General features: G+C 72.3%; 17 protein-coding genes and 1 pseudogene. 8 read left to right on the top strand and 10 right to left on the bottom strand.

Features of this window, described 5'->3' with window-relative positions; translation table 11 throughout:
- A pseudogene (locus tag ACIP37_RS16840) lies at window positions 1–2,334 on the bottom strand (hypothetical protein); the annotation flags it as partial.
- Window positions 2,335–2,889: 555 nt separating this feature from the next.
- Window positions 2,890–3,333, bottom strand: coding sequence for a methylmalonyl-CoA epimerase (gene mce / locus ACIP37_RS16835; RefSeq protein ID WP_363582154.1), 444 nt, complete (start codon window positions 3,331–3,333; stop codon window positions 2,890–2,892).
- 301 nt (window positions 3,334–3,634) lie between these two features.
- On the opposite strand from mce, the gene ACIP37_RS16830 reads away from it, so the two are divergent.
- Together ACIP37_RS16830 and meaB are read left to right on the top strand one after the other, a co-directional pair.
- Entirely contained in the window at window positions 3,635–4,843 is a 1,209-nt protein-coding gene (locus tag ACIP37_RS16830; RefSeq protein WP_363582026.1) for an acetyl-CoA C-acetyltransferase, read from the top strand.
- A gap of 79 nt (window positions 4,844–4,922) precedes the next feature.
- Complete coding sequence (gene meaB, locus ACIP37_RS16825) at window positions 4,923–5,879, top strand: methylmalonyl Co-A mutase-associated GTPase MeaB (RefSeq protein WP_363371930.1); 957 nt, start codon at window positions 4,923–4,925, stop codon at window positions 5,877–5,879.
- A 61-nt stretch (window positions 5,880–5,940) separates the two neighbouring features.
- Here the strand turns inward: meaB and ACIP37_RS16820 are convergent, their stop codons facing one another.
- The 5 genes from ACIP37_RS16820 to ACIP37_RS16800 all read right to left on the bottom strand — a co-directional run bounded on the left by ACIP37_RS16820 (window position 5,941) and on the right by ACIP37_RS16800 (window position 9,675).
- Window positions 5,941–6,456: a MarR family transcriptional regulator gene (locus tag ACIP37_RS16820; RefSeq protein ID WP_350879579.1), complete on the bottom strand. Its 516-nt coding sequence runs from the start codon at window positions 6,454–6,456 to the stop codon at window positions 5,941–5,943.
- 39 nt (window positions 6,457–6,495) lie between these two features.
- The gene (locus ACIP37_RS16815; RefSeq protein ID WP_363582156.1) at window positions 6,496–7,305 is read right to left on the bottom strand and encodes an AIM24 family protein; all 810 of its coding nucleotides are present in this window, start codon (window positions 7,303–7,305) and stop codon (window positions 6,496–6,498) included.
- Window positions 7,306–7,508: 203 nt separating this feature from the next.
- The gene (locus tag ACIP37_RS16810; protein WP_363582028.1) at window positions 7,509–8,159 is read right to left on the bottom strand and encodes an AIM24 family protein; all 651 of its coding nucleotides are present in this window, start codon (window positions 8,157–8,159) and stop codon (window positions 7,509–7,511) included.
- Complete coding sequence (locus ACIP37_RS16805) at window positions 8,159–8,797, bottom strand: AIM24 family protein (RefSeq protein ID WP_079135621.1); 639 nt, start codon at window positions 8,795–8,797, stop codon at window positions 8,159–8,161. The genes ACIP37_RS16810 and ACIP37_RS16805 overlap by 1 nt, the downstream gene beginning before the upstream one ends.
- An 80-nt stretch (window positions 8,798–8,877) precedes the next feature.
- On the bottom strand, window positions 8,878–9,675 hold the full coding sequence (locus ACIP37_RS16800; RefSeq protein WP_400806342.1) for a DUF2127 domain-containing protein: 798 nt from the start codon (window positions 9,673–9,675) through the stop codon (window positions 8,878–8,880).
- Between the two features lie 290 nt (window positions 9,676–9,965).
- Here ACIP37_RS16800 and ACIP37_RS16795 point away from each other — a divergent pair, with 290 nt between their 5' ends.
- Window positions 9,966–10,277, top strand: a complete 312-nt coding sequence (locus tag ACIP37_RS16795; RefSeq protein WP_371517107.1) for a DUF3817 domain-containing protein — start codon at window positions 9,966–9,968, stop codon at window positions 10,275–10,277.
- 116 nt (window positions 10,278–10,393) lie between these two features.
- On the opposite strand, the gene ACIP37_RS16790 is transcribed toward ACIP37_RS16795, so the two are convergent.
- Window positions 10,394–12,022 carry a M4 family metallopeptidase gene (locus tag ACIP37_RS16790; RefSeq protein ID WP_363619292.1) on the bottom strand — a complete coding sequence of 543 codons (1,629 nt, stop codon included), beginning with the start codon at window positions 12,020–12,022 and terminating at the stop codon, window positions 10,394–10,396.
- Window positions 12,023–12,457: 435 nt separating this feature from the next.
- Window positions 12,458–14,095, bottom strand: coding sequence for a M4 family metallopeptidase (locus tag ACIP37_RS16785; RefSeq protein ID WP_363582034.1), 1,638 nt, complete (start codon window positions 14,093–14,095; stop codon window positions 12,458–12,460).
- Window positions 14,096–14,588: 493 nt separating this feature from the next.
- Between ACIP37_RS16785 and ACIP37_RS16780 the strand changes: the two genes are divergently transcribed.
- From ACIP37_RS16780 to ACIP37_RS16770, 3 genes are all read left to right on the top strand, one after another.
- The gene (locus tag ACIP37_RS16780) at window positions 14,589–15,128 is read left to right on the top strand and encodes a MarR family transcriptional regulator (RefSeq protein WP_363619291.1); all 540 of its coding nucleotides are present in this window, start codon (window positions 14,589–14,591) and stop codon (window positions 15,126–15,128) included.
- A gap of 77 nt (window positions 15,129–15,205) precedes the next feature.
- On the top strand, window positions 15,206–15,547 hold the full coding sequence (locus tag ACIP37_RS16775; protein WP_400806337.1) for a DUF3817 domain-containing protein: 342 nt from the start codon (window positions 15,206–15,208) through the stop codon (window positions 15,545–15,547).
- A 198-nt stretch (window positions 15,548–15,745) separates the two neighbouring features.
- Window positions 15,746–17,446: a methylmalonyl-CoA mutase family protein gene (locus tag ACIP37_RS16770; protein ID WP_363582040.1), complete on the top strand. Its 1,701-nt coding sequence runs from the start codon at window positions 15,746–15,748 to the stop codon at window positions 17,444–17,446.
- Window positions 17,447–17,521: 75 nt separating this feature from the next.
- Here the strand turns inward: ACIP37_RS16770 and ACIP37_RS16765 are convergent, their stop codons facing one another.
- Window positions 17,522–18,082 carry a TetR/AcrR family transcriptional regulator gene (locus ACIP37_RS16765; protein WP_400806488.1) on the bottom strand — a complete coding sequence of 187 codons (561 nt, stop codon included), beginning with the start codon at window positions 18,080–18,082 and terminating at the stop codon, window positions 17,522–17,524.
- A 494-nt stretch (window positions 18,083–18,576) separates the two neighbouring features.
- Here ACIP37_RS16765 and ACIP37_RS16760 point away from each other — a divergent pair, with 494 nt between their 5' ends.
- Both ACIP37_RS16760 and ACIP37_RS16755 read left to right on the top strand, forming a co-directional pair.
- Window positions 18,577–19,569, top strand: a complete 993-nt coding sequence (locus tag ACIP37_RS16760; protein ID WP_363582044.1) for a tetratricopeptide repeat protein — start codon at window positions 18,577–18,579, stop codon at window positions 19,567–19,569.
- Window positions 19,570–20,288: 719 nt separating this feature from the next.
- Window positions 20,289–20,951 carry a DUF6230 family protein gene (locus tag ACIP37_RS16755; RefSeq protein WP_063347768.1) on the top strand — a complete coding sequence of 221 codons (663 nt, stop codon included), beginning with the start codon at window positions 20,289–20,291 and terminating at the stop codon, window positions 20,949–20,951.
- Window positions 20,952–20,966: the final 15 nt, after the last annotated feature.

Below are 20,966 nucleotides of genomic sequence, written 5' to 3'. Positions count from 1 at the left end.
GACGTCGGCGGCGTACGCCTCGGCGGCGGTGCGCTGCTCGGTGGTCTCGCGCTCGGCGAGCTCGCGCAGTTCGGCGCTCTCCCGCTCGGCGAGGGCCCGCAGCTCGGTCGCCGTCTGTTCGGCCTGCTCGTGGGCGGCCTGGGCGGCGGCCAGCTGCTCGGCGGTCTCCTCGCGTTCGCGGTGCAGCCCGGCGGCGGCCTCCTCGTACTCGCGCCGGCTCTCCTCGCGCAGCGCGTTCGCGGCGGCCTCGGCCTCGCTGCGGGCACGGGCGGCCTCGGCGTCGGCCTCGGTGCGGACGCGCTCGGCGTCGGCCACCGCGGCGTCCCGGACGGCGTTCGCCTCGGACTGCGCCTCGGCGCTGAGGGCGGTCGCGGCGGCGTTCGCCTCGGCCCGGACCCGCTGGTCGAACTCGGTCGCGTCCCGGCGGAGTTCGGCGGTCTCGCGCTCGGCGGCGGCGCGGTTCTCGGCGGCTGCGGCCTTGGCGGCGGCGAGGGCGTCCTGGCCCTGCTGCTCGGCGGCGGTGGTGGTCTTCTCGGCCTCGGTGCGGGCCCGGGCGAGGGTCTGCTCGGCCCGGCCCTGGGTCTCGGCGGCCTGTTCCTGGGCCTGCGCGCGCAGCCGCTCGATCTCCCCGGCGGCGCCCGCGCGCAGCTCGTCGGCGTCGGCCTTGGCCCTGGTGAGCAGTTCCTCGGCGTTCTTCGCCGACTCCTCGATCTGCACGACGGCCTGGCGGCGGGCCTCGCCGCGCACCCGGTCGGCCTCGGCGGCGGCCTGGGCGCGCAGCTCCTCGGCCTCGGCCCGCAGGCGGGCCGCCTCGTCCTGCATCTGCTCGATCCGCTCGCGGATCGCGGCGGCGTCGTCGAGCGCGGCGTTCTGGGCCTGCTCGACGGCGGCCTGGGCCTGCTCGCGCAGGCGCTGCGCCTCGGCGGCGGCCTCGGTGCGGATCCGCTCGGCCTCGGTGGCGGCCTCGGTGCGGGCGGTCTCGGCGTCCTGGTCGGCCTGGCCGAGCACCTCCTCGGCGGTCTTGGCGGCCTTGGCGAGGTGGACGGTGGCTTCCTTGGCGCCGGCCGCCTGGCCCTCCTCCTCGGCCGCGTGGCGCAGCCGCTGGGCCTCGGCCTCGGCGTGGGCGCGGAGTTCGGCGACCTCCCGGTCGGCCTGGGCGCGCAGTTCGGCGATCGCGGCCTCGGCCTCGGCGCGCAGCTCGCCGGCCACCGATTCGGCGGTGGCCCGCAGCCGTTCGCTCTCCTCGGCGGCGGCGGCCTTGGCGGCCTCCGCCTCGGCCTGCTTGGTGGTGGCCTCGGCGCGGATCGCCTCGGCCTCCTTGGTGGCGTGGGCGACCATCCGGGCGACCTCGGCACGGGCGGTCTGCGAGCGCTGCTCGTTGGCGGCCTCGCCGTCGGCGGCCTTGCGTTCGGCGGCGGCCTCGGCGTCGGCCTGGAGCTGTTCGGCGGCCTGTTCGGCCTGGGCCCGCAGCTCGGCGGACTCGCGGCGGGTGCGTTCGGCCTCGGCGATCGCCTCGGCACGCAGCCGCTCTATCTCGGCCTGGGCGTGGGCGAGCTGCTGCTCGGCCCGGATCTGCTCGGCGGAGGCCTGCTCCTTGAGCCGGCCGATCTCGGCCTTCGCGACGGCGAGCTGCTGCTCGGCGGCGGCGTGCGCGGCGGCCAGCTGCTGCTGGGCCTCGCCGCGGGCGGCGTCCACGTCGGCGGCGGCCTGGGCGCCGGCCTGCTGGGCGTGCTCGGAGGCGGCGCGCAGCAGGCGCTCGGCGTCGCTCTGGGCCCGCTGGAGGGCGGCCTCGGCGGCGGCCTGGGCCTCGCCGCGGGCGGCGTCGACGTCGGCGGCGGTCTGGGCGCGGGCCTGGTCGGAGAGCGCGACGGCCTCCGCGCGGGCGGCGGCGACCATGCGCTCGGCCTCGGCGCGGGCGTCCTGGAGCAGGCGCTGGGCCTCCTGCTCGGAGCCGGTCCTGGTCTGCTCGGCCCAGCCGTTGACGTGCTGCTCGGCGGTGCGGCGCAGCTCGGTGAGCTCGTCCTCCAGCTGGCGGCGGCGGGCGGTGAGCTCGGCCTCCAGTCGGGCGGTGCGCTCGGCGGCCTCGGCCATGATCCGCTGGGTGGCGGCCTGGGAGTCGCGCAGCTGGCGCTCGGCGTCGGCGCGCAGCTGCTGGGCCTGCATCTCGGCAGTGCGGAGCATCTGCTCGGCCTGGCCGGAGACGGCGTCGAAGGCGCGCGGCTGGGCGAGCATGCGGCGGGACTCGTGCAGCTTGGCCCGGAGCACCTCCACCTGGTAGGCGAGGTCCTCGGCATGCTCGACTGCCTTGTCCCGCTCCTTTCGAGTCCGACCCATCTCGGCCTCGAACTGGGAGAGGTGATCGTCAACCTCGTAGCGGTCGTTGCCCCGCACTCCGCGGTCCCATCCATCTCCTGGTCGCGTCCTCGACCCGGCCGGTCCAGGGCACCCGTTGTCCGGGTACTGGTCCGACTGGCTCCTTGCATCCGCAGCCGGTGGACGGCCCGCCGGTCAATCCGGGGCCGCCCGCCGCGGTCGTCGGAGCCCTGGGCGTGGAAGCGCGGTGATGCCGCGTTCCCCCGTCCGGGTGGACTCCTGGGCGAACTCTTGCCTTGTGGAGAATGGTGACAGATCAGTGTTGCGACTGTTCAGCCGTGCCCGCGTTGTGGACTCCCCTGCGACGGGCCGGCCACCGCTGGGCGGACGGGCCTGTCATCGGCCGTGCCCGTCGCCTCCGTCCCCCGGAGCCTTCGCGCACCTGGGCATTGTAGTGGGAGCGCACCGCGGGGGAATGGCCGCGTGGTGGTTTTCCGGCTGTCGGACGAGGTTACTGACGGGTCATGACCGGCGATTCGGGGGTGCCGCCCGGTCGTGGGCGGCACCTGGCGGGGGTCAGTGGGCGTCGTGGACGCCCGGTTCGGCGGAGGTGACCAGCTCGGTCAGGACGCCGCCGCAGTCCTTGGGGTGCAGGAAGGTGATCCGCGAACCCATCGAGCCGATCCGGGGCTCGTCGTAGAGGACCCGCACGCCCTTGGCCCGGACGGCCTCGGCGTCGCCGTCCACGTCGGCGGTGCCGAAGGCGATGTGGTGCACGCCCTCGCCGTTCTTCTCCAGCCACTTGGCGACGGTCGAGTCGGGCCGGGTGGGCTCCAGCAGCTGGAGGTAGGAGGCGCCGCCGTCGCCGGTGTCGTTGATCTTGAGCATGGCCTCGCGGACGCCCTGCTCCTCGTTGACCTCGGTGTGGAACACCTCGAAGCCGTAGGTGGCGCGGTAGAACTCGACCGTCTTGTCGAGGTCGCGGCAGGCGATGCCGATGTGGTCGATACGGGTCAGCACGGCGACCTCCGGGGGCGGGTTGGGTACCTCGGGAACCAGGTGGCACCAGTGCAGCGCATCGCCGCTGACCGGCGCCAGCGCCGGACGTGCGAGTCTGCTCACACGCCGGAGGTCCACTCGGGCCGCACACCGGGGGCTCACCCGGGGCGGACGCCGGGGTTCACCCGGGCCGCGTTGACACGGTGTTGACTGGAAGGTGCCAGTGCGCTCGATCACACCGTCGCTCCGGTGACGGGCGGGTAACGGGTCAGTACATTGAGCGCATCCTCACCTGGCCACGACGTGCGAAGGGGCTCGTCCCATGACCAACACCACCTCTGTGATCGTTGCCGGTGCGCGGACCCCGATGGGTCGCCTGCTCGGTTCCCTCAAGGGCTTCTCCGGTGCCGACCTCGGCGGCTTCGCGATCAAGGCCGCGCTGGAGCGGGCCGGCATCACGGGTGAGCAGGTCCAGTACGTGATCATGGGCCAGGTGCTGCAGGCCGGCGCCGGCCAGATCCCGGCCCGCCAGGCCGCCGTCCGGGCCGGCATCCCGATGAGCGTCCCGGCGCTCACCATCAACAAGGTCTGCCTCTCCGGCCTGGACGCCATCGCGCTGGCCGACCAGCTGATCCGGGCCGGCGAGTTCGACGTCGTGGTGGCCGGCGGCCAGGAGTCGATGACCAACGCCCCGCACCTGCTGCCGAAGTCCCGCGAGGGCTACAAGTACGGCGCGATCGGGATGCTCGACTCGATGGCCCACGACGGCCTCACCGACGCCTACGAGAACATCCCGATGGGCGAGTCGACCGAGAAGCACAACACCCGGCTGGGCATCGCCCGCGAGGTGCAGGACGAGATCGCCGCGGCCTCCCACCAGCGGGCCGCCAAGGCGCAGGCCGACGGTGTCTTCGACGCCGAGATCACCCCGGTCGCGATCCCGCAGCGCAAGGGCGAGCCGGTGCTGTTCGGCCAGGACGAGGGCATCCGCGCGGACACCACCGTCGAGGGCCTGGCCAAGCTGCGTCCGGCGTTCGCCAAGGACGGCACGATCACGGCCGGCACCTCCTCGCAGATCTCCGACGGCGCCGCCGCGGTGGTCGTGATGAGCAAGGCCAAGGCCGAGGAGCTGGGTCTGAGCTGGATCGCCGAGATCGGCGCGCACGGCAACGTGGCGGGCCCGGACAACTCGCTGCAGTCGCAGCCGTCCAACGCGATCAAGCACGCGCTGGCCAAGGAGGGCCTGGAGGTCTCCGACCTCGACCTGATCGAGATCAACGAGGCGTTCGCGGCCGTCGCCCACCAGTCGACCAAGGACCTGGGCGTCTCCTCGGACATCGTCAACGTCAACGGCGGCGCGATCGCGCTCGGCCACCCGATCGGGATGTCCGGCGCCCGCGTGGTGCTGCACCTGGCGCTGGAGCTCCAGCGGCGCGGCGGCGGGGTCGGCGCGGCCGCGCTGTGCGGCGGCGGCGGCCAGGGCGACGCCCTGATCGTGCGCGTCCCCAAGGACGCCAGCCCGAAGGCCTGATCAGCTGACATGCCTTCGGGGCTGCGGACCGCCACGAGCGGCGCCGCAGCCCCGAAGGCATCCGCGCGAGGAGCTCCCGATGATCGATGTCGCCACGCTGGTCGAACAGGCCCGGGCGGGCCGGCCGCGGGCGGTCGCCCGGCTGATCACGCTGGTCGAGAACGCCGCCCCGCAACTGCGCGAGGCGATGGCCGCGCTCGCGCCGTACACCGGTCAGGCCTACACGGTGGGCCTGACCGGCTCGCCCGGGGTCGGCAAGTCCACCTCCACCTCGGCGCTGGTCTCCGCCTACCGGCGGCTCGGCAAGCGGGTCGGGGTGCTGGCCGTCGACCCGTCCTCGCCGTTCTCCGGCGGGGCGCTGCTCGGCGACCGGGTCCGGATGCAGGACCACGCCACCGACCCCGAGGTGTTCATCCGCTCGATGGCCACCCGCGGCCACCTCGGCGGGCTGTCCTGGACGGCGCCGCAGGCCCTGCGGGTGCTGGACGCGGCCGGCTGCGACGTGATCCTGGTCGAGACCGTCGGGGTGGGCCAGTCCGAGGTGGAGATCGCCGCCCAGGCCGACACCACCGTGGTGCTGCTCGCCCCCGGCATGGGCGACGGCATCCAGGCCGCCAAGGCCGGGATCCTGGAGATCGGCGACGTTTTCGTGGTCAACAAGGCCGACCGGGACGGCGCCGACGCCACCGCGCGCGAGCTCAACCACATGCTCGGCCTCGGCGAGGCCCGCGGGGCGGGGGACTGGCGCCCGCCGATCGTCAAGACCGTCGCCGCCCGCGGCGAGGGCGTCGACGAGCTGGTCGAGGCGCTGGAGAAGCACCGCGCCTGGCTGGAGGAGCACGGCGAACTGGCGGCGCGCCGCCGCCGTCGGGCCTCCGACGAGATCGAGGCGATCGCGTTGGCCGAACTGCGCACCCGGATCGGCGACCTGCGCGGGGACCGCCACCTGGCCGGCCTGGCCGAGCGGGTGGTGGCGGGCGAACTGGACCCGTACGGCGCGGCCGACGAACTCGTGGCCGGCCTCACCCGGGGCTGAGGACGGCGCGGGGCCGGCCCCTGGCGGGGCCGGCCCCGGTGTGCCGGGGGGGGGCGGCGCGTCAGGCGCGGCCGCGGAGGCCGCGGAGGTGTTCGGCGACCGGGGCGAGGGCCTCGTACATGGCGTCGAGCTGCTCCTGGGTGAAGCGGTCGATGAAGTGGGCCCGGACGCTGCGCACGTGGTCGGGGGCGACCCGCTGCATGGTCTCCCAGCCGTGCTCGGTGAGGTGGGCGTAGAGGCCGCGGCGGTCGCCGGGACACTCCTGGCGCAGCACCAGGCCGGCGTTCTCCATCCGGGTGATCTGGTGCGAGAGCCGGCTCTTGGACTGGAGGGTGGCGGTGGCGAGGTCGGTCATCCGCATCCGGCGGTCGGGGGCCTCGGAGAGCACCACCAGGATCTCGTAGTCGTTGATCGCCAGGTTGTGCGGCTGGAGTTCACGGCTGAGCTGGTACTCCAGCAGTTTGGCGACCTCCAGATGGGCGCGCCACATCCGCTGCTCCCTGGCGGTCAGCCAGGGAGTCTCCTCCTCGGGCTGCGACGGAGGGGTGTCCGCAGTGTTGATCGTGTGCGTATCCATGGGCTCAGCATACCCTATTTAGTTCAATCTTGTACAAGTTTACAGGCCGAAACGTCGCCCCAGATCGCCCAGATTGCCGAGACCCGGCACGTTGAGGTTGCCCCCGCCGTGGCCCGACGCCGCCGGCTGCGACGGCACCCCGCCCACCGGCACGCCCGCCTCGGCATCCACCTGGCCCACCGACCGCTCGGCCATCAGTTTCTCGCTGGACTGCAGCAGCACCTGGCCGGCGCCGATGAACTCGAACTGGTGCTCCTCGCCGGAGGCCCCGCCCAGCCCGGTCAGCCGTCGGATGCCGCCGATCAGCCCGTGCATGTAGTCGTGGTCGTAGTGGTGGCACGGCGCCGGGCAGTCCGCCCAGCCCACCAGCGCCTGCGGGTCCACCCGGATCGGCGGCTCGACGAAGTGCACCGGCCCGTTGGAGGCGGCGACGAACTTCCCGGTGCCGATCAGGGTCAGGAAGCCCGGGATGATCGACTGCTTGAGCCGCAGCGACGGGTCGAAGGCCAGCAGGTTGCCCGAGCGGACGGTCAGGTTGCCGTCGTCCAGGTCGTAGGAGTTGAGGTCGAAGGCCCGGTCGGCCAGCAGCAGCTTGCCGCGGCCCTGGGCGACCACCCAGTCCGCCGCGTGCATCGGCGAGTTGAAGTGCTGGCCGATCGCCCGGTCCAGCATGCCGGCGCCGACGCCCTTGAAGGTGATGTCGCCGTAGTAGGCGACCATCTTGCCCTTCTGGAGGAAGTACGAGCCGTTCAGGTCGACCGAGAAGGCGTACGGGTTGACGTTGTCGTTCACCGGCAGGCTGTACGCGTCGTGCACCACCGGGCCGGAGCCGCCGTGCGCGCTCGGCAGCGGGGCCTGCGGGCCGCCGAACTGCTCCTGGGCGTAGGCCTGTTGGGGCTGCTGCGGGGGAGGCGGCGGCGGGTACCCGCCCTGCTGGGGGTAACCCTGCGCGGGCGGCGGCGCGTAGCCCGGCGGGGGAGGGGCGGCGAAGCCGGGCTGGGTCGGCTGGTCGTACGGCGACTGCCCGTGCGGCGGCTGCGGCGGGTAGGACATCAGAGCTTCTCCTCGCTCGCCTGGACGTACACCGCGCCCTGTCCGGACAGCTCCAGCTGGAAGGCCTCGCCGGAGCCTCGGCCGATCATGTCGCGCCAGCCCAGCGCCGTGGACAGCTTGTTCTGCACCTGGCCGCGGTGCGCCACGTACGCCTGCGGGTCGACGTGCACCGGCCGGCCCGGGACGATCGGCAGCTCGAAGACGCCGCCGTGCGCCATCACCGCGACCGAGCCCTTGCCGTCCAGTTGGGTGGTGAACAGGCCCTGGCCGGTGACCTGGCCGCGGACCATGCCCATCACCCCGCCCTGCGAGCCCATGAACATGGTGGACTGGCGCAGCGTGCCCTCGAAGGCCAGCAGCCGGTCCGCCTCGACGTACAGGGTGTCGCCGGCCAGGTCGATCACGTGCACGTGGTGGCCGCCGTGGCCGAACATCACCCGGCCCTGGCCCTCGACGGTCATCAGCGGGGTGTCCTCGTTGGCCACCCGGCGGCCGATCATCGACATCACGCCGCCCTGCCCGCCGGTGATGTTCGGCGTGAAGCGGACGTCCCCGGTGTACGCGAGCATCGCGCCGCGCTGGCTGAACAGCCGCTGCCCGGGCAGCACCACGGCCTCGACCATCTTGCCGTTGATCTTCGTGAAGCCCATCAGACGTCGCCCCCGATGGTGACCTTCTCCGACGGCTGCACGTACACCAGGCCCTCTCCGGTGAACTCCACCTGGACGGCCTCGCCGCCGCCCTCGCCGATCACCGTTGTCCAGCCCGCGCCCGACTTCAGACTGCGGTGCAGGCTGCCGGTGTGCGCCACGTAGGCGCCCGGGTCCACCCGCAGCGGCTGGCCCTGGCCGACCCGCAGGATGATCGCGGGCCCGTTCGAGGTGACGGCGGCCCAGCCGTGGCCCTCCACCTTGGTGGTGAAGAGGCCGTTGCCGGAGGACATGCCGTTGAGTCCGGTGAAGGTGGTGCCGGTGCGCAGCGAGCCCTCCGTGCAGAGCAGGTTGTCCGCCTCGACGAACAGCGTCTCGCCGTTCAGCCGGACCAGGTTGATCTCGGTGGCCTTGTCGGCGAAGTAGCAGGTGCCCTGGCCCTTCACCTCCATGACGGTCATCTGCTCGCCGGTGAGCCGGCGGGCGACCATGCCGCGCAGGCCGTCCCCGCCGCCGGTCAGCTTCTTGAAGCTCATCTGGCCGGTGTAGGCGACCATCGAGCCGTGTCTGGCCTTGACGGCCTCGCCGGCCAACTCGACCGCGAGTACTCGGGATCCCTGAAGTCTGAACTGTGCCACGGCCGCAATCTAGCGGGCGCGGCCGGTGCGGGGGGAGGGGCGGGGGCGGAACTGGTACCGGTCTGCGACAAACGCGCCGGTCACGCCCGCGCGTGCGCCCCCCGAGCGGCGTGCGGGACGGCGCCGGCCGCCTCCTCGACCTCCAGCAGCGAGGCCGAGTGGCGCTCTGCCTCGAAGGCCACCACGCCGCCGCGCAGCCCGAACAGCCGCTTGGACAGCATGATCCAGAGCACCGCGGCGATGTTCAGCACCAGCGTGCCGATCTTCACGGCGCTGACGTGCTCGCTCAGCTCGTAGCCCTCCAACGGCAGGAAGGCGGCGGTGGCCACGACGGTGAGGTACTCGGCCCAGCGCCTGCCCAGCCAGAGGCCGACCGCCTCGACGATCTCGATCAGCGCGTAGGCCAGCAGCGCGCCCGCGACGATCAGCAGGGTGCTCTTCCTGTAGTCGAAGGTCTTGCGGATGGTGTCGACGATCGGGGAGTGTTCGAGGTCCCAGTGGAAGTGGTCGGTGACCGGCCGGAAGACCGACAGGTTCTCGTCGAAGACCCGGTGCACGGCGTCCTGGCTGTTGGAGAACTTCCAGACGGCCCAGGCCACGATGATGATCAGCAGGCCGCGCAGCACCCGCTCGATGGCGAGGAAGCGCAGGATGAAGAGGTCCCGCAGCGCCTTGCCGCGCGGCACCAGCGGGGCGTCCTGCGCCGGGCCGGAGCCGTGCGGGGTGCCGAGCGCGAAGTCGCCGCAGCGCAGGCAGCGCCAGGCGTCGCCGAGGGCGGTGGCGGCGTGCAGCCGGGCGGCCAGCTCGGGCTCGGTCGGCGCGTAGGTGGTGTGGCCGCGCTTGGCGCAGGTCCTTCGGTCCCAGTCCCGCTTGAACATGTGGTCGCTACCCCCGGTCGTCCGATGTCTACGGCGCCCGGTGCGTCGGGCGCGGGCAGCAGGATAGGGGCAGCGGGTGACGGGCCGGCGCGACGAGCCGGGTTCTGGCGCACAGCTGTGACACGGACACGACGGTCGTGGCGCCGGGGCGGGACACGGTGGTTGTGACGTCGGGCACGGTGACCACCCCGGCCGGGGCTTCGGACAGGTGCTCGGTGATAATGGCCGGAAGGCTTGTGAGTCGCTTCACAAGCAGGTACGCCTCCGACCCCCGTATTGAGGTACCCATCGTGAACAGCAGCGCCGTCCACCGCCTGCGCCTGGTCTCCGGCCCCGAAGGGGTCTCGTTCATCCTGCTGCTGATCTGCTCCGTGCTGAAGCGGACCACGTCCTTCGACGGCGTCCCGGTGATGGGCATGGTCCACGGGATCCTGTTCATCCTGTACGTCGTCTTCTGGATCCAGGCCTGGCAGGCGCAGAAGTGGGACGCCAAGCGCGGCGTGCTGCTGTTCGTCCTCTCGGTGCTGCCCACCGGCGGCTTCTTCGCCGAGCGGATGCTCGCCAAGGAGGAGCGCGGCGAGCTGAAGCCGGCCACCGCGTAGGGACGCGCGCCCGCCACGCGACGGTCGACAGGCTGCCGCGGCCTCCTCTCCCAAAGGGCCGCGGCAGCCTGTCGCCGTTTCTTACCGGGGGTGGCTGGGGGGTGCTGGGGCGCGCACTAGTTGACGTTGACGCCGCTCCACGCGGCCGCCACGGTCTTGTACTCGGTGCTGGTGGCGCCGTACAGGTCGGTCGCGGCCTTCAGGGTCGCCGTGCGGGCGGCCTTGTAGTTGGTGGTGGAGGTCATGTAGACGGTCAGCGCGCGGTACCAGATCGCGGCCGCCTTGGTCCGGCCGATGCCGGTGACCGTCGAGCCGTTGGAGGTCGGGCTGTTGTAGCTGACCCCGTTGACCACCTTGGCGCCGCTGCCCTCGGACAGCAGGTAGAAGAAGTGGTTGGCGATGCCCGAGGAGTAGTGGACGTCGAGGTTGCCGACGCCCGAGTACCAGGAGTCCGCGGAGCTGCCGTCCTTGGAGGGCTTGTCCATGTAGCGCAGCGGCTTGCCGTTGCCGAAGATGTTGAGCTTCTCGCCGATCAGGTAGTCCGGCGGGTCCGCGGGCAGGTTGGCCGACCACTCGACCATGGTGCCGAAGATGTCGGAGGTGGCCTCGTTGAGGCCGCCGGACTCGCCGGAGTAGTTGAGGTTCGCCGTGGCGGAGGTGACGCCGTGGGTCATCTCGTGGCCGGAGACGTCGATCGCGGTCAGCGGGTTGGTGTTGCCGGAGCCGTCCCCGTACGTCATGCAGAAGCAGGAGTCGTCCCAGAACGCGTTGACGTAGTTGGAGCCGTAGTGGACGCGGCTGGCGGCGCCGACGCCGTTGTTCTTGATGCCGTTGCGGCCGAAGGTGTTCTTGTAGTAGTCCCAGGTGGCCGCGGCGCCGTACTGGGCGTCCACGGCGGCGGACTCGCGGTTGGAGGCCAGGCCGTTGCCCCAGGAGTTGCTGGTCTTGGCGAACAGCGTGCCGTTGCCCGAGGTGGCGCCCTTGAGGTCGGTGGTGGACTGGCCGCCGCGGGTGGCGTCCTTCAGCGAGTAGGTCGAGCCGCTCTGGGTGGTGGTCAGCGTGACGGTGCCGACGTTGACGCCCTTGCCGGTGCCGGAGGCGGTCTGCACCTGCTCGCGGGTGGACAGCACCTCGCCGGTGGCGGCGTCGGTGACGACCTGCTGGCTGCTCGGGGTGCCGTCGGCCCGCTCGCCGCGGACCACCGTGCGGTGGGCCAGCCGCGGCGCGCCGTCGGCCGCCCACACCACCAGCTCGGCCGCGCCCGCGCCGTCGACCCGGCTGAGCGCCGCCTCGTCCTCGTCGGCGGCCGTCCCGACGGTCGCCCGCACCGCGGCGGTGGCCCGCTCGGCCGCCTGCCCGGCGGCGAGGCCCGGGGCCAGGCTCGGCAGCGACAGGCTGCCGTCGAAGGCCCGGTCGACCGAGTCCACCGAGCCGTCGGCGCGCTGGTGGACGACCAGGTCGCCGCCGAGCACCGGCAGGCCGGCGTAGGTCCGCTCGTAGCGCAGGTGGCGTTCGCCGTTGGCGTCCGCGACGACGTCCTTGACCACCAGCCGCTCCTGGCCGCCGAGGGCCAGGGCCTGGGCGACCGGGCTGCTCTGCCCGGCGGCCACCGCGAGCAGCGCGGCGCGCTGCTGCTCCGGCGACGGGGCGGCGGCCTGGGCGGCGGGGACGATGGCGATCTGGATCACGCCGGCGAGCAGGGCGGTGGCGGAGAGTATGGCGCCGGCTGTCAGCTTTCGCTTCACGTGCGGGGGTTCCTTCCACGAAACCGCGTGTGCGCGCGGTTGCGCCGCGTACCGGGGCGCCGGGGTTGGCGCCGTGGGGCGGTAGGGCGCGGACGTGCTGCTCCCGTGCGGTACCTGACGATCCGTCGACGGGTGGGGGTGACGGGCGTCGGACGGGGCTTGGGCAGAAGCATGACAATCGATGGCAGGAAATGACAGACCACGGACAGGGATTGGCCGGGATCCGCCAGTGTCGGTGCGGATGGTTCGGCTGCCGCCCAGTGCCCGCTACGGGCGGTTCGTCCGGCTGGCGGGACTTCGCCACCCCGGGAGCGGAGCGGTCGGGCACGCGCGGGGGAGGGCGGGCGTGCAGGGGCGGGCGTGCGAGGGGGTGCGCGGACGCCCGGGGCCGCCCTCCACGGGGGCCCCGGACGTCCTGTCACCGTGCGCCGTGCGTCAGTTGACGTTGACGCCGCTCCACGCGGCCGCGACCGCCTTGTACTCGGCGCTGGTGGCGCCGTACAGGTCGGAGGCGGCCTTCAGGGTGCCGGTGCGGGCACTCGCGTAGTTGGTGGTGGAGGTGAAGTAGACGGTCAGCGCGCGGTACCAGATCTGCGCGGCCTTGTCCCGGCCGATGCCGGTGACGGCCGAGCCGTTGGAGGTCGGGCTGTTGTAGCTGAAGCCGTTGATGCTCTTCGCGCCGCTGCCCTCGGACAGCAGGTAGAAGAAGTGGTTGGCGATGCCCGAGGAGTAGTGGACGTCGAGGTTGCCGACGCCCGAGTACCAGGAGTCCGCCGAGGCGCCGTCCTTGCTGGGCTTGTCCATGTAGCGCAGCGGGGTGCCGTCGCCGTTCAGGTTGATCAACTCGCCGATCCAGTAGTTCGGCGGGTTGGAGGGCAGGTTGGCGTAGAACTCGACCATCGTGCCGAAGATGTCGGAGGTGGCCTCGTTGAGGCCGCCGGACTCGCCGGAGTAGTTGAGGTTCGCCGTGGCGGAGGTGACGCCGTGGCTCATCTCGTGGCCGGCCACGTCGATCTCGGTGAGCGGGTGGGTGTTGCCGCTGCCGTCGCCGTAGGACATGCAGAAGCAGGCGTCGCTCCAGAACGCGTTCACGTAGTTGGAGCCGTAGTGCACCCGGCTGGTCGCGCCGACACCGTTGTTCTTGATGCCGTTGCGGCCGAAGGTGTTCTTGTAGAAGTCCCAGGTGGCCGCGGCGCCGTACTGGGCGTCCACGGCGGCGGACTCGCTGTTGGAGGCCAGGCCGTTGCCGAAGGCGTTGGTCGAGTTGGCGACCAGCGTGCCGGTGCCGGAGGTCTTGTTCTTCAGGTTGACGGTCGACTGGCCGCCGCGCGTGGCGTCCTTCAGCTGGTACGAGGTGCCGCTCTGGGTGGTGGTCAGCGGGACGTTGCCGACGAAGACGCCCTTGCCGGTGCCGGAGGCGGTCTGCACCTGCTCGTGGGTGGACAGCACCTGGCCGGTGGCGGCGTCGGTGACCAGCAGCTGGCTGCTGGGGGTGCCGTCGGCGCGCACGCCCTCGACGGTGGTCCGGTACGCCAGGCGCGGGTTGCCGTCGCTCGCCCAGACCACCAGCTCGGCCTTGCCGGTCTGGTGCACGGCCGCCAGCGGGGACTCGTCCTTGTCCGCGGCGACGCCGACGGTGGCCTGGACGGCGCCGGTGGCCTGCGCGGCGGCCTTGTCGGCCGGGATCTGCGGGGCCAGGCTCGGCAGGCTCAGCTGCGCGGAGACCGCCTTGTCGACCGACTCCACCGCGCCGCGGGCGCTCTGGTGGACGACCAGGTCGCCGCCGAGCACCGGCAGGCCGGCGTAGGTGCGCTCGAAGCGCAGGTGCCGGGTGCCGTCCTGGTCCACCACGGCGTCCTTCGCCACCAGTTGCTCCTGGCCGCCGAGGGCGAGGGCCTTCGCCAGCGGGCCGGACTGGCCGCCCGCCAGGGCGAGCGCCGCCGCGTGCTGCTCGGCGGCCTGCGCCTGCGCCGCGGGGATCGGGCTGGCCTGGGCGGCGGTGCTCACCTGGACGACGCCGGTGAGCAGGGCGGTGGCGGAGAGTACGGCGACTGCTGCGAGCTTTCGCTTCACGGACGAGTCCTTCCGGGTAACCGCGTGTGGGCGGTCGCGCCGCGTCCCGGGGGCCGGGGTCGGCACCTGAGGGGCGGGACGGGCGCTGACGTGCGGACCCCGTGCGGTCGAGCGGCGCGCCACCGGTGGGTGGGGGTGGTGGCTACCGGACGGGGTTGGCGGAAAGCATGACAATCGAGCAAATCAAATGACAGGTCTTGCTCATGAATTGGCCAAGTCCCGCCAGCCGGAGGGATTGTGAACGGGCGGACAAAAGGTGTGAATCACCCGGCCTTTCAGCGGGTTACCATCCGAACCGAGGCCTGATAGTGCGGCTGCGGACCGATCGGCCGTCAACTCCGCCGCGCCCCGGTCCCGTTGCCCCGCATTCACACCGGCGCAATGTCCTGGTATGGACCTGGCCGCCCTTTTGGCGGGTTCCCGCCACGCGTCGCGCTTGTCCACCATCAGGACGGCTGGTAGCGCCCGCCCCCTCCGCCGGTACGGTAAGGAGGTGCCCAAGCCCCTAGCCCTCGACTTCGACCCGATCGCCCGCGCCGACGAGCTCTGGACCCGCCGCTGGGGCGGGGTCCCCTCGATGGCGGCGATCACCTCGATCATGCGAGCCCACCAGATCCTGCTCTCCCGGGTAGACGCGGTGCTCAAGCCGTACGGGCTGACCTTCGCCCGGTACGAGGCGCTGGTGCTGCTGACCTTCAGCCGGACCGGCGAGCTCTCGCTGTCCAAGATCGGCGAGCGGCTCATGGTCCACCCGACCAGCGTCACCAACACCGTCGACCGGCTGGAGCGGGCGGGCCTGGTCGCCCGCCGCCCCAACCCGCTGGACGGCCGCGGCGTGCTCGCCGCGATCACCGGCCGCGGCCGCGAGACGGTCGAGGAGGCCACCCGGGAACTCATGGCGATGGAGTTCGGGCTGGAGGAGTACGACACCGAGCAGTGTCGGCAGGTGTTCGAACTGCTCAGGCCGCTGCGGATCGCCGCCGGCGACTTCACCGACGACCGCGGCGAGGGGGCTGCGCGGGAGCGGCCGTGAGGACGGTTACCCTCGTGGGAGCGGTGCGCGGATCCGGGCGTACCGGTCGATCCCTGCCGAACGAGGCGATGAAGAGTATGAAGGCGACCCCCCTGCTGGGCTGGTACCGGGCCCTGGCCATTGCGACCGGTGTGGCCCTGCTGGTGTTCTGCGGCTTCATGGTCGCGAAGTACGGCTTCGACGCGGCCGAGGACCTGACCACGTACGTCGCGATGCTGCACGGCTACCTGTACATCGGGTACTTCGTGGTGACCTTCCTGCTCGGGCAGAAGCTGAAGTGGCCGCTCGGCCGGATGATCCTGACCCTGGCCGCCGGCTGCATCCCGTTCGCGTCCTTCGTCTTCGAGCGCAAGGTGGTCCGCGAGGCCGCCGAGCGGCTCCCGACCGGCACGGACGCCCGCCAGCCCGCCGGCGTCTGATCCGACGCCCCGGCGAGTGCCCCTTCCCCCGCGGGGGAAGGGGCACCGCGCGTTTCCGGGCCCCGGGAGGGCGGCCCGCGGCGTTTCGACCCGGGCATCCATCGACAGCTGCTAGGACGTCCGAGTAAATTAGTAGGACGTCCTAATAGCTGTGCCGCCCCGGTGCCGTGGCGGCCGTACGGAGCGGAGTTCGGGGTCATGGACGCCGAGGAGATCGAGCGCGGACGGCAGCGCTGGCAGCAGCGGTACGACAGCGCCCGCAAGCGGGACGCGGACTTCACCACCCTGTCCGGCGACGAGGTCGAGCCGGCGTACGGTCCCGCCCCCGGGCAGGCCGTCGAGGGCTTCGAGCGGATCGGCTGGCCGGGCGAGTACCCCTTCACCCGCGGGCTGCACCCCACCGGCTACCGGGGCCGCACCTGGACCATCCGCCAGTTCGCCGGCTTCGGCAACGCGCAGCAGACCAACGAGCGCTACCGGATGATCCTGGAGGCGGGCGGCGGGGGCCTCTCGGTCGCCTTCGACATGCCCACCCTGATGGGCTACGACTCCGACGACGCCAAGTCGCTCGGTGAGGTGGGCCACTGCGGCGTCGCCATCGACTCGGCCGCCGACATGGAGGTGCTGTTCAACGGCATCCCGCTCGGCGAGGTCACCACCTCGATGACGATCAGCGGCCCGGCCGTCCCGATCTTCTGCATGTACCTGGTCGCCGCCGAGCGCCAGGGCGTCGACCCGGCGGTGCTCAACGGCACCCTGCAGACGGACATCTTCAAGGAGTACATCGCCCAGAAGGAGTGGCTCTTCGCCCCCGAGCCGCACCTGCGGCTGATCGGCGACCTGATGGCGTACTGCGCCCAGGGCATTCCCGCGTACAAGCCGCTGTCCGTCTCCGGCTACCACATCCGCGAGGCCGGGGCGACGGCCGCGCAGGAGCTCGCGTACACCCTCGCCGACGGCTTCGCCTACGTCGAGCTGGGCCTGTCCCGGGGCCTGGACGTGGACGTCTTCGCGCCCGGCCTGTCCTTCTTCTTCGACGCGCACCTGGACTTCTTCGAGGAGATCGCCAAGTTCCGCGCCGCGCGCCGGATCTGGGCCCGCTGGATGCGCGACCGCTTCGGCGCCAAGACCGACAAGGCGCAGTGGCTGCGCTTCCACACCCAGACCGCCGGCGTCTCGCTGACCGCGCAGCAGCCCTACAACAACGTGGTCCGCACCGCCGTGGAGGCGCTGTCCGCGGTGCTCGGCGGCACCAACTCGCTGCACACCAACGCCCTGGACGAGACCCTGGCACTGCCGTCCGAGCAGGCCGCCGAGATCGCCCTGCGCACCCAGCAGGTGCTGATGGAGGAGACCGGCGTCGCCAACGTGGCCGACCCGCTGGGCGGTTCCTGGTACGTCGAGGCGCTCACCGACCGGATCGAGCAGCAGGCCGAGGCGATCTTCCAGCAGATCTTGAACAAGAGCCGTCTCGACAAGGGCCGCGAGGACCACGGGATCGGCCCGATCACCTCCGGCATCCTGCGCGGGATCGAGGAGGGCTGGTTCACCGGCGAGATCGCCGAGGCGGCCTTCCAGTACCAGCAGTCGGTGGAGAAGGGGGACAAGCGCGTGGTCGGCGTCAACTGCCACCCGCGCAGCGTCACCCCCGAACTGGAGATCCTGCGGGTCAGCCACGAGGTCGAACGCGAGCAGGTGCGGGTGCTGCGCGAGCGCAAGGAGGCCCGGGACGAGGCGGCGGTGCGGGCCGGGCTGGACGCCATGCTGGCGGCCGCGCGCTCGGGCGAGTCGATGATCCCGCCGATGCTGGACGCGGTGCGCGCCGAGGCGACCCTGGGCGAGATCTGCAACGCGCTGCGCGAGGAGTGGGGGACGTACCGGGAGAACGCGTCCTTCTAGGACGTGCCGGTGGGCCGCCCCCTACGGAGCTTCTCCGTGCGGGGCGGCTTCGCCGTGCGTTCGGCCGGACAGGGCCTAGTCGGCCAGCAGGCTGGGGAAGGGGCCGAGCAGCAGGTTGGTGAAGCGGCGGGTCCAGTCGGCGGTGATCGGCTCGCCGCTGACCAGGACGCGGTGCTCTACCGTCCCGGCGATGGTGTCGAAGATGATGTCGATCTCCTCGTCGGCCGTCCGCGGGTCGGCGTCCGGGGCGAGTTCGCCGCGCGCCTGGGCGGCCGCCCGGCCCTGCCGGACCAGGCGCTTCTGCGGGTCGACGATGGCCTCCCGGATGCGGCGGTGCAGGTGCGGGTCACGGGTGCCCTCGGCGAACAGCGCGAGCAGCGCGGCCTGGGTCTCGGGGCGGGCCAGCAGGTCGGCGAACTGGGCGACCACCGCCTCGATGTCGGCCCGCAGGCTGCCGAGGTCGGGCATCACCAGGTCGTCGAAGAGGCTGGCGACGGCGTCCACCACGAGTTCGTTCTTGGACGGCCAGCGGCGGTAGAGGGTGGTCTTGGCGACCTTGGCGCGGGTCGCGACGTGGCCCATGGTCAGCCCGCCCCAGCCGAGTTCGGCGAGGGCCTCGCGGGTGGCGTCGAGGATGGCGCGGTCGGCGGCGGCACTGCGCGGGCGCCCCTTGGCCCTGGTCGTGGCACCCGCCGAGGGGGCGGGGCCGTCCGCGGTCTCCGGGCCCGTGACGTCCGGGTTCGCGGGGGGCTGGGGGGCCGGCAACCGGGCCTCCTTGCGCTCTACTGGTGAGTAACATGGGTGGGGCTGGTAACGGTAGCGGCTGTTCGCCCGTTCGGGCAGCCGGGCCGCCCCGGAAAGTGGGGCAGGTCACGTCGCGGAACCGCCGATGGGGCTTGCGGCCGGGACCCCGGCTCCAGTTACGCTACGACTCGTAGCGAAAGCAGTGACAACCAGGCACCGCACCCGTGGGACGGGGCGGCGCGGGCGCGGGTGGGGATCCGCGCCGAACGGTTCAGGCTACCGGGGGAGGGCCACCGCGCCCGGGAATCCGCGCCGCGCGGCCCGTGCGGGGCGACTTTCCCGAGGTTGGTTGCCCGCAGGCGGCGCGGACGGGGGAGGATGGTGCCATGCAGCCACGGAATTCGCGTCTCAACAGCTCCGCCCTGCGCGGTGCGGTCGACCTCGCCGCAGTGAAGGCAGCCGGCGAGGCTGCCCAGAAGGCCGAGCAGGCCCGGGTCGAGCGGGCCCGCCAGGCGGCCGCCGACGAAGCGGCCGGGGTCGCCCCCGCGCAGTCCGCCTACGCGCTCGTCATCGACGTCACCGAGGACACCTTCGAGGCCGAGGTCGTCCAGCGCTCCACCGAAGTGCCAGTCGTCATCGACTTCTGGGCCGAGTGGTGCGGCCCCTGCAAGCAGCTCAGCCCGATCCTGGAGGGCCTGGCCGAGGAGTACGCCGGCCGGTTCGTGCTCGCCAAGATCGACGTGGACGCCAACCCGCTGATCTCCCAGCAGTTCGGCATCCAGGGCATCCCGGCCGTGATGGCCGTGGTGGCCGGCCAGTTGGTACCGCTGTTCCAGGGCGCCGAGAGCGCGGCCAACGTCCGCAAGGTGCTGGACCAGCTGATCCTGGTCGCCGAGCAGCGCTTCGGCGTGGTCGGCGGCGCCGGGGCCCCGGGCGAGGCGTCGGACGCCGCCCCGCAGCGGCCGGAGGACCCGGCCCTGGCCGCCGCGCACGACGCGCTGGACAGCGGCGACCTGGGCGGCGCCGTCCAGGCCTACCGGAACGTGCTGGCCGACCAGCCGGGCAACACCGAGGCCAGGCTGGGCCTCGCCCAGGCCGAACTGCTGCAGCGGATCGAGAGCGTGGACCCGCAGGCCGTCCGCGCCGCGGCCGCGGCCGACCCGAAGGACGTCGAGGCCCAGCTGCGGGCGGCCGACCTGGACCTGGTGGGCGGTCACGTCGAGGACGCCTTCGGCCGGCTGGTGGACACCGTCGGCCGGACCGCCGGTGAGGACCGGGACGCCGCCCGGCTGCGCCTGCTGGAGCTGTTCGAGGTGATCGGCCCGGACGACCCGCGGGTCACCGCGGCCCGCACCGCGCTGGCGCGCGTGCTGTTCTGACGCCGCCTCCGGTTCGGGCCCGGTCGGTCCCGGGCGGGTCCTGGCACGGCGGATGACCTGCGGTGTCGCCGGGTGATTTGGCGACAATCCGGTCAACCGGACAGAGGTTTACCAAATCTTGACAACACCCGTGGACAGTCACACCTGGTGACTGTCCACGGGTGTTTCGTTCGTGTTTCCGGCGGATTTCTTCGTCACGTTTCCTTCAAGACGTCACACACGGTGCATGTCGCGTCGATTTCATGATCAACGCTGTCGGGTGTTGCATTACCCGTCAGTAAGGAACCTCTTGTGCTTCGCCCGGGATTCGAGCACGATCGGCGACGCCCGGTCCCTGACTCCACACCCTCCGATCCGGTCGGCCACGTGGAGCACGGGATCCCCACCGGGTGATCCGTCGGCCCCGGTCGGCGGTAGGGAGGGCAGGGGGGTATCCGCGGTCCCACGGCGGTTCCTGTCCTTCGACCGGCCGCGCGGCCCTGCGCGGTCGCTGGTTGTCGCTCGGGGGTGATCGCCGATGTCGTCGGTCCTGCCCGCCGCCCCGCAAGGGCGGCCGGTGGAGGGACGGGAGTGCCGCTGTGTGCCGGCCGCTCCCGCGTCCGACGACGCCCAAGGCGCTCTCCGCTACCGAGGACGTAGCTCTCTCCCATCCCAGTCCCCCACCGGCGCGGGCGCGCCGCCGGGGAGCCGGAGATGTACGTCCTAGAAGGAGGACTCGCATGTCCCAGACCTACGGCAAGACCCGCTGGAAGCGCTTCGCACTGGTGATGGTGCCGAGCATCGCGGCCACCGCGATGGTCGGCGCCGCCATGGCCAACAACGCGCTGGCGGCTTCGTTCAGCGTCTCCGGCCAGAGCTTCAAGGTCACCACGCCGGAGCTGCACGGCAAGAACTTCGCCCAGTTCGGCTCGATCGACGCCGAGGTGAACGGCACTCCGCACCCGGTCGCGGTCTCGGCCTTCGACGAGGCGACCATCAAGGGCCTCTGCCAGTCGGTGGTGACCGACCCCAACGTCATCCCCGGCCTGCCGTGGAAGCTGCCCAAGATCGTCCTTCGCCTGGAGGCGGGCAACAGCGACGACGTCAAGAAGCAGGTCTACGCCAAGAACCTGCTGATCGACCTCGACCAGCTGAACGCGGACGCCGAGTTCACCAACATCAACATCGGCCAGGACGCCTCGACCCTCAAGGGCGAGGCCACCCAGGGCTGGAAGTCCAAGCTCGGCGGCCTGCCGTCCGGCGCGACCGGCTTCGCCCAGGCCGCCGACAAGGCCGACCTGTACAACGTGCAGCAGACCGCCTGGGCCACCTCGGCCGGCACCTTCAAGCTCCCCGGCCTGAAGCTCGCGCTGCACACCGACGGCACCGGCGAGTGCTACTAGGCCGTTGACGGGCGG

The organism is Kitasatospora sp. NPDC088861, assembly GCF_044750105.1.
Lineage (GTDB): Bacteria > Actinomycetota > Actinomycetes > Streptomycetales > Streptomycetaceae > Kitasatospora.
The sequence above is the reverse complement of the archived record's forward strand: the minus strand, read 5'-3'. Positions and strand labels throughout refer to the sequence as shown.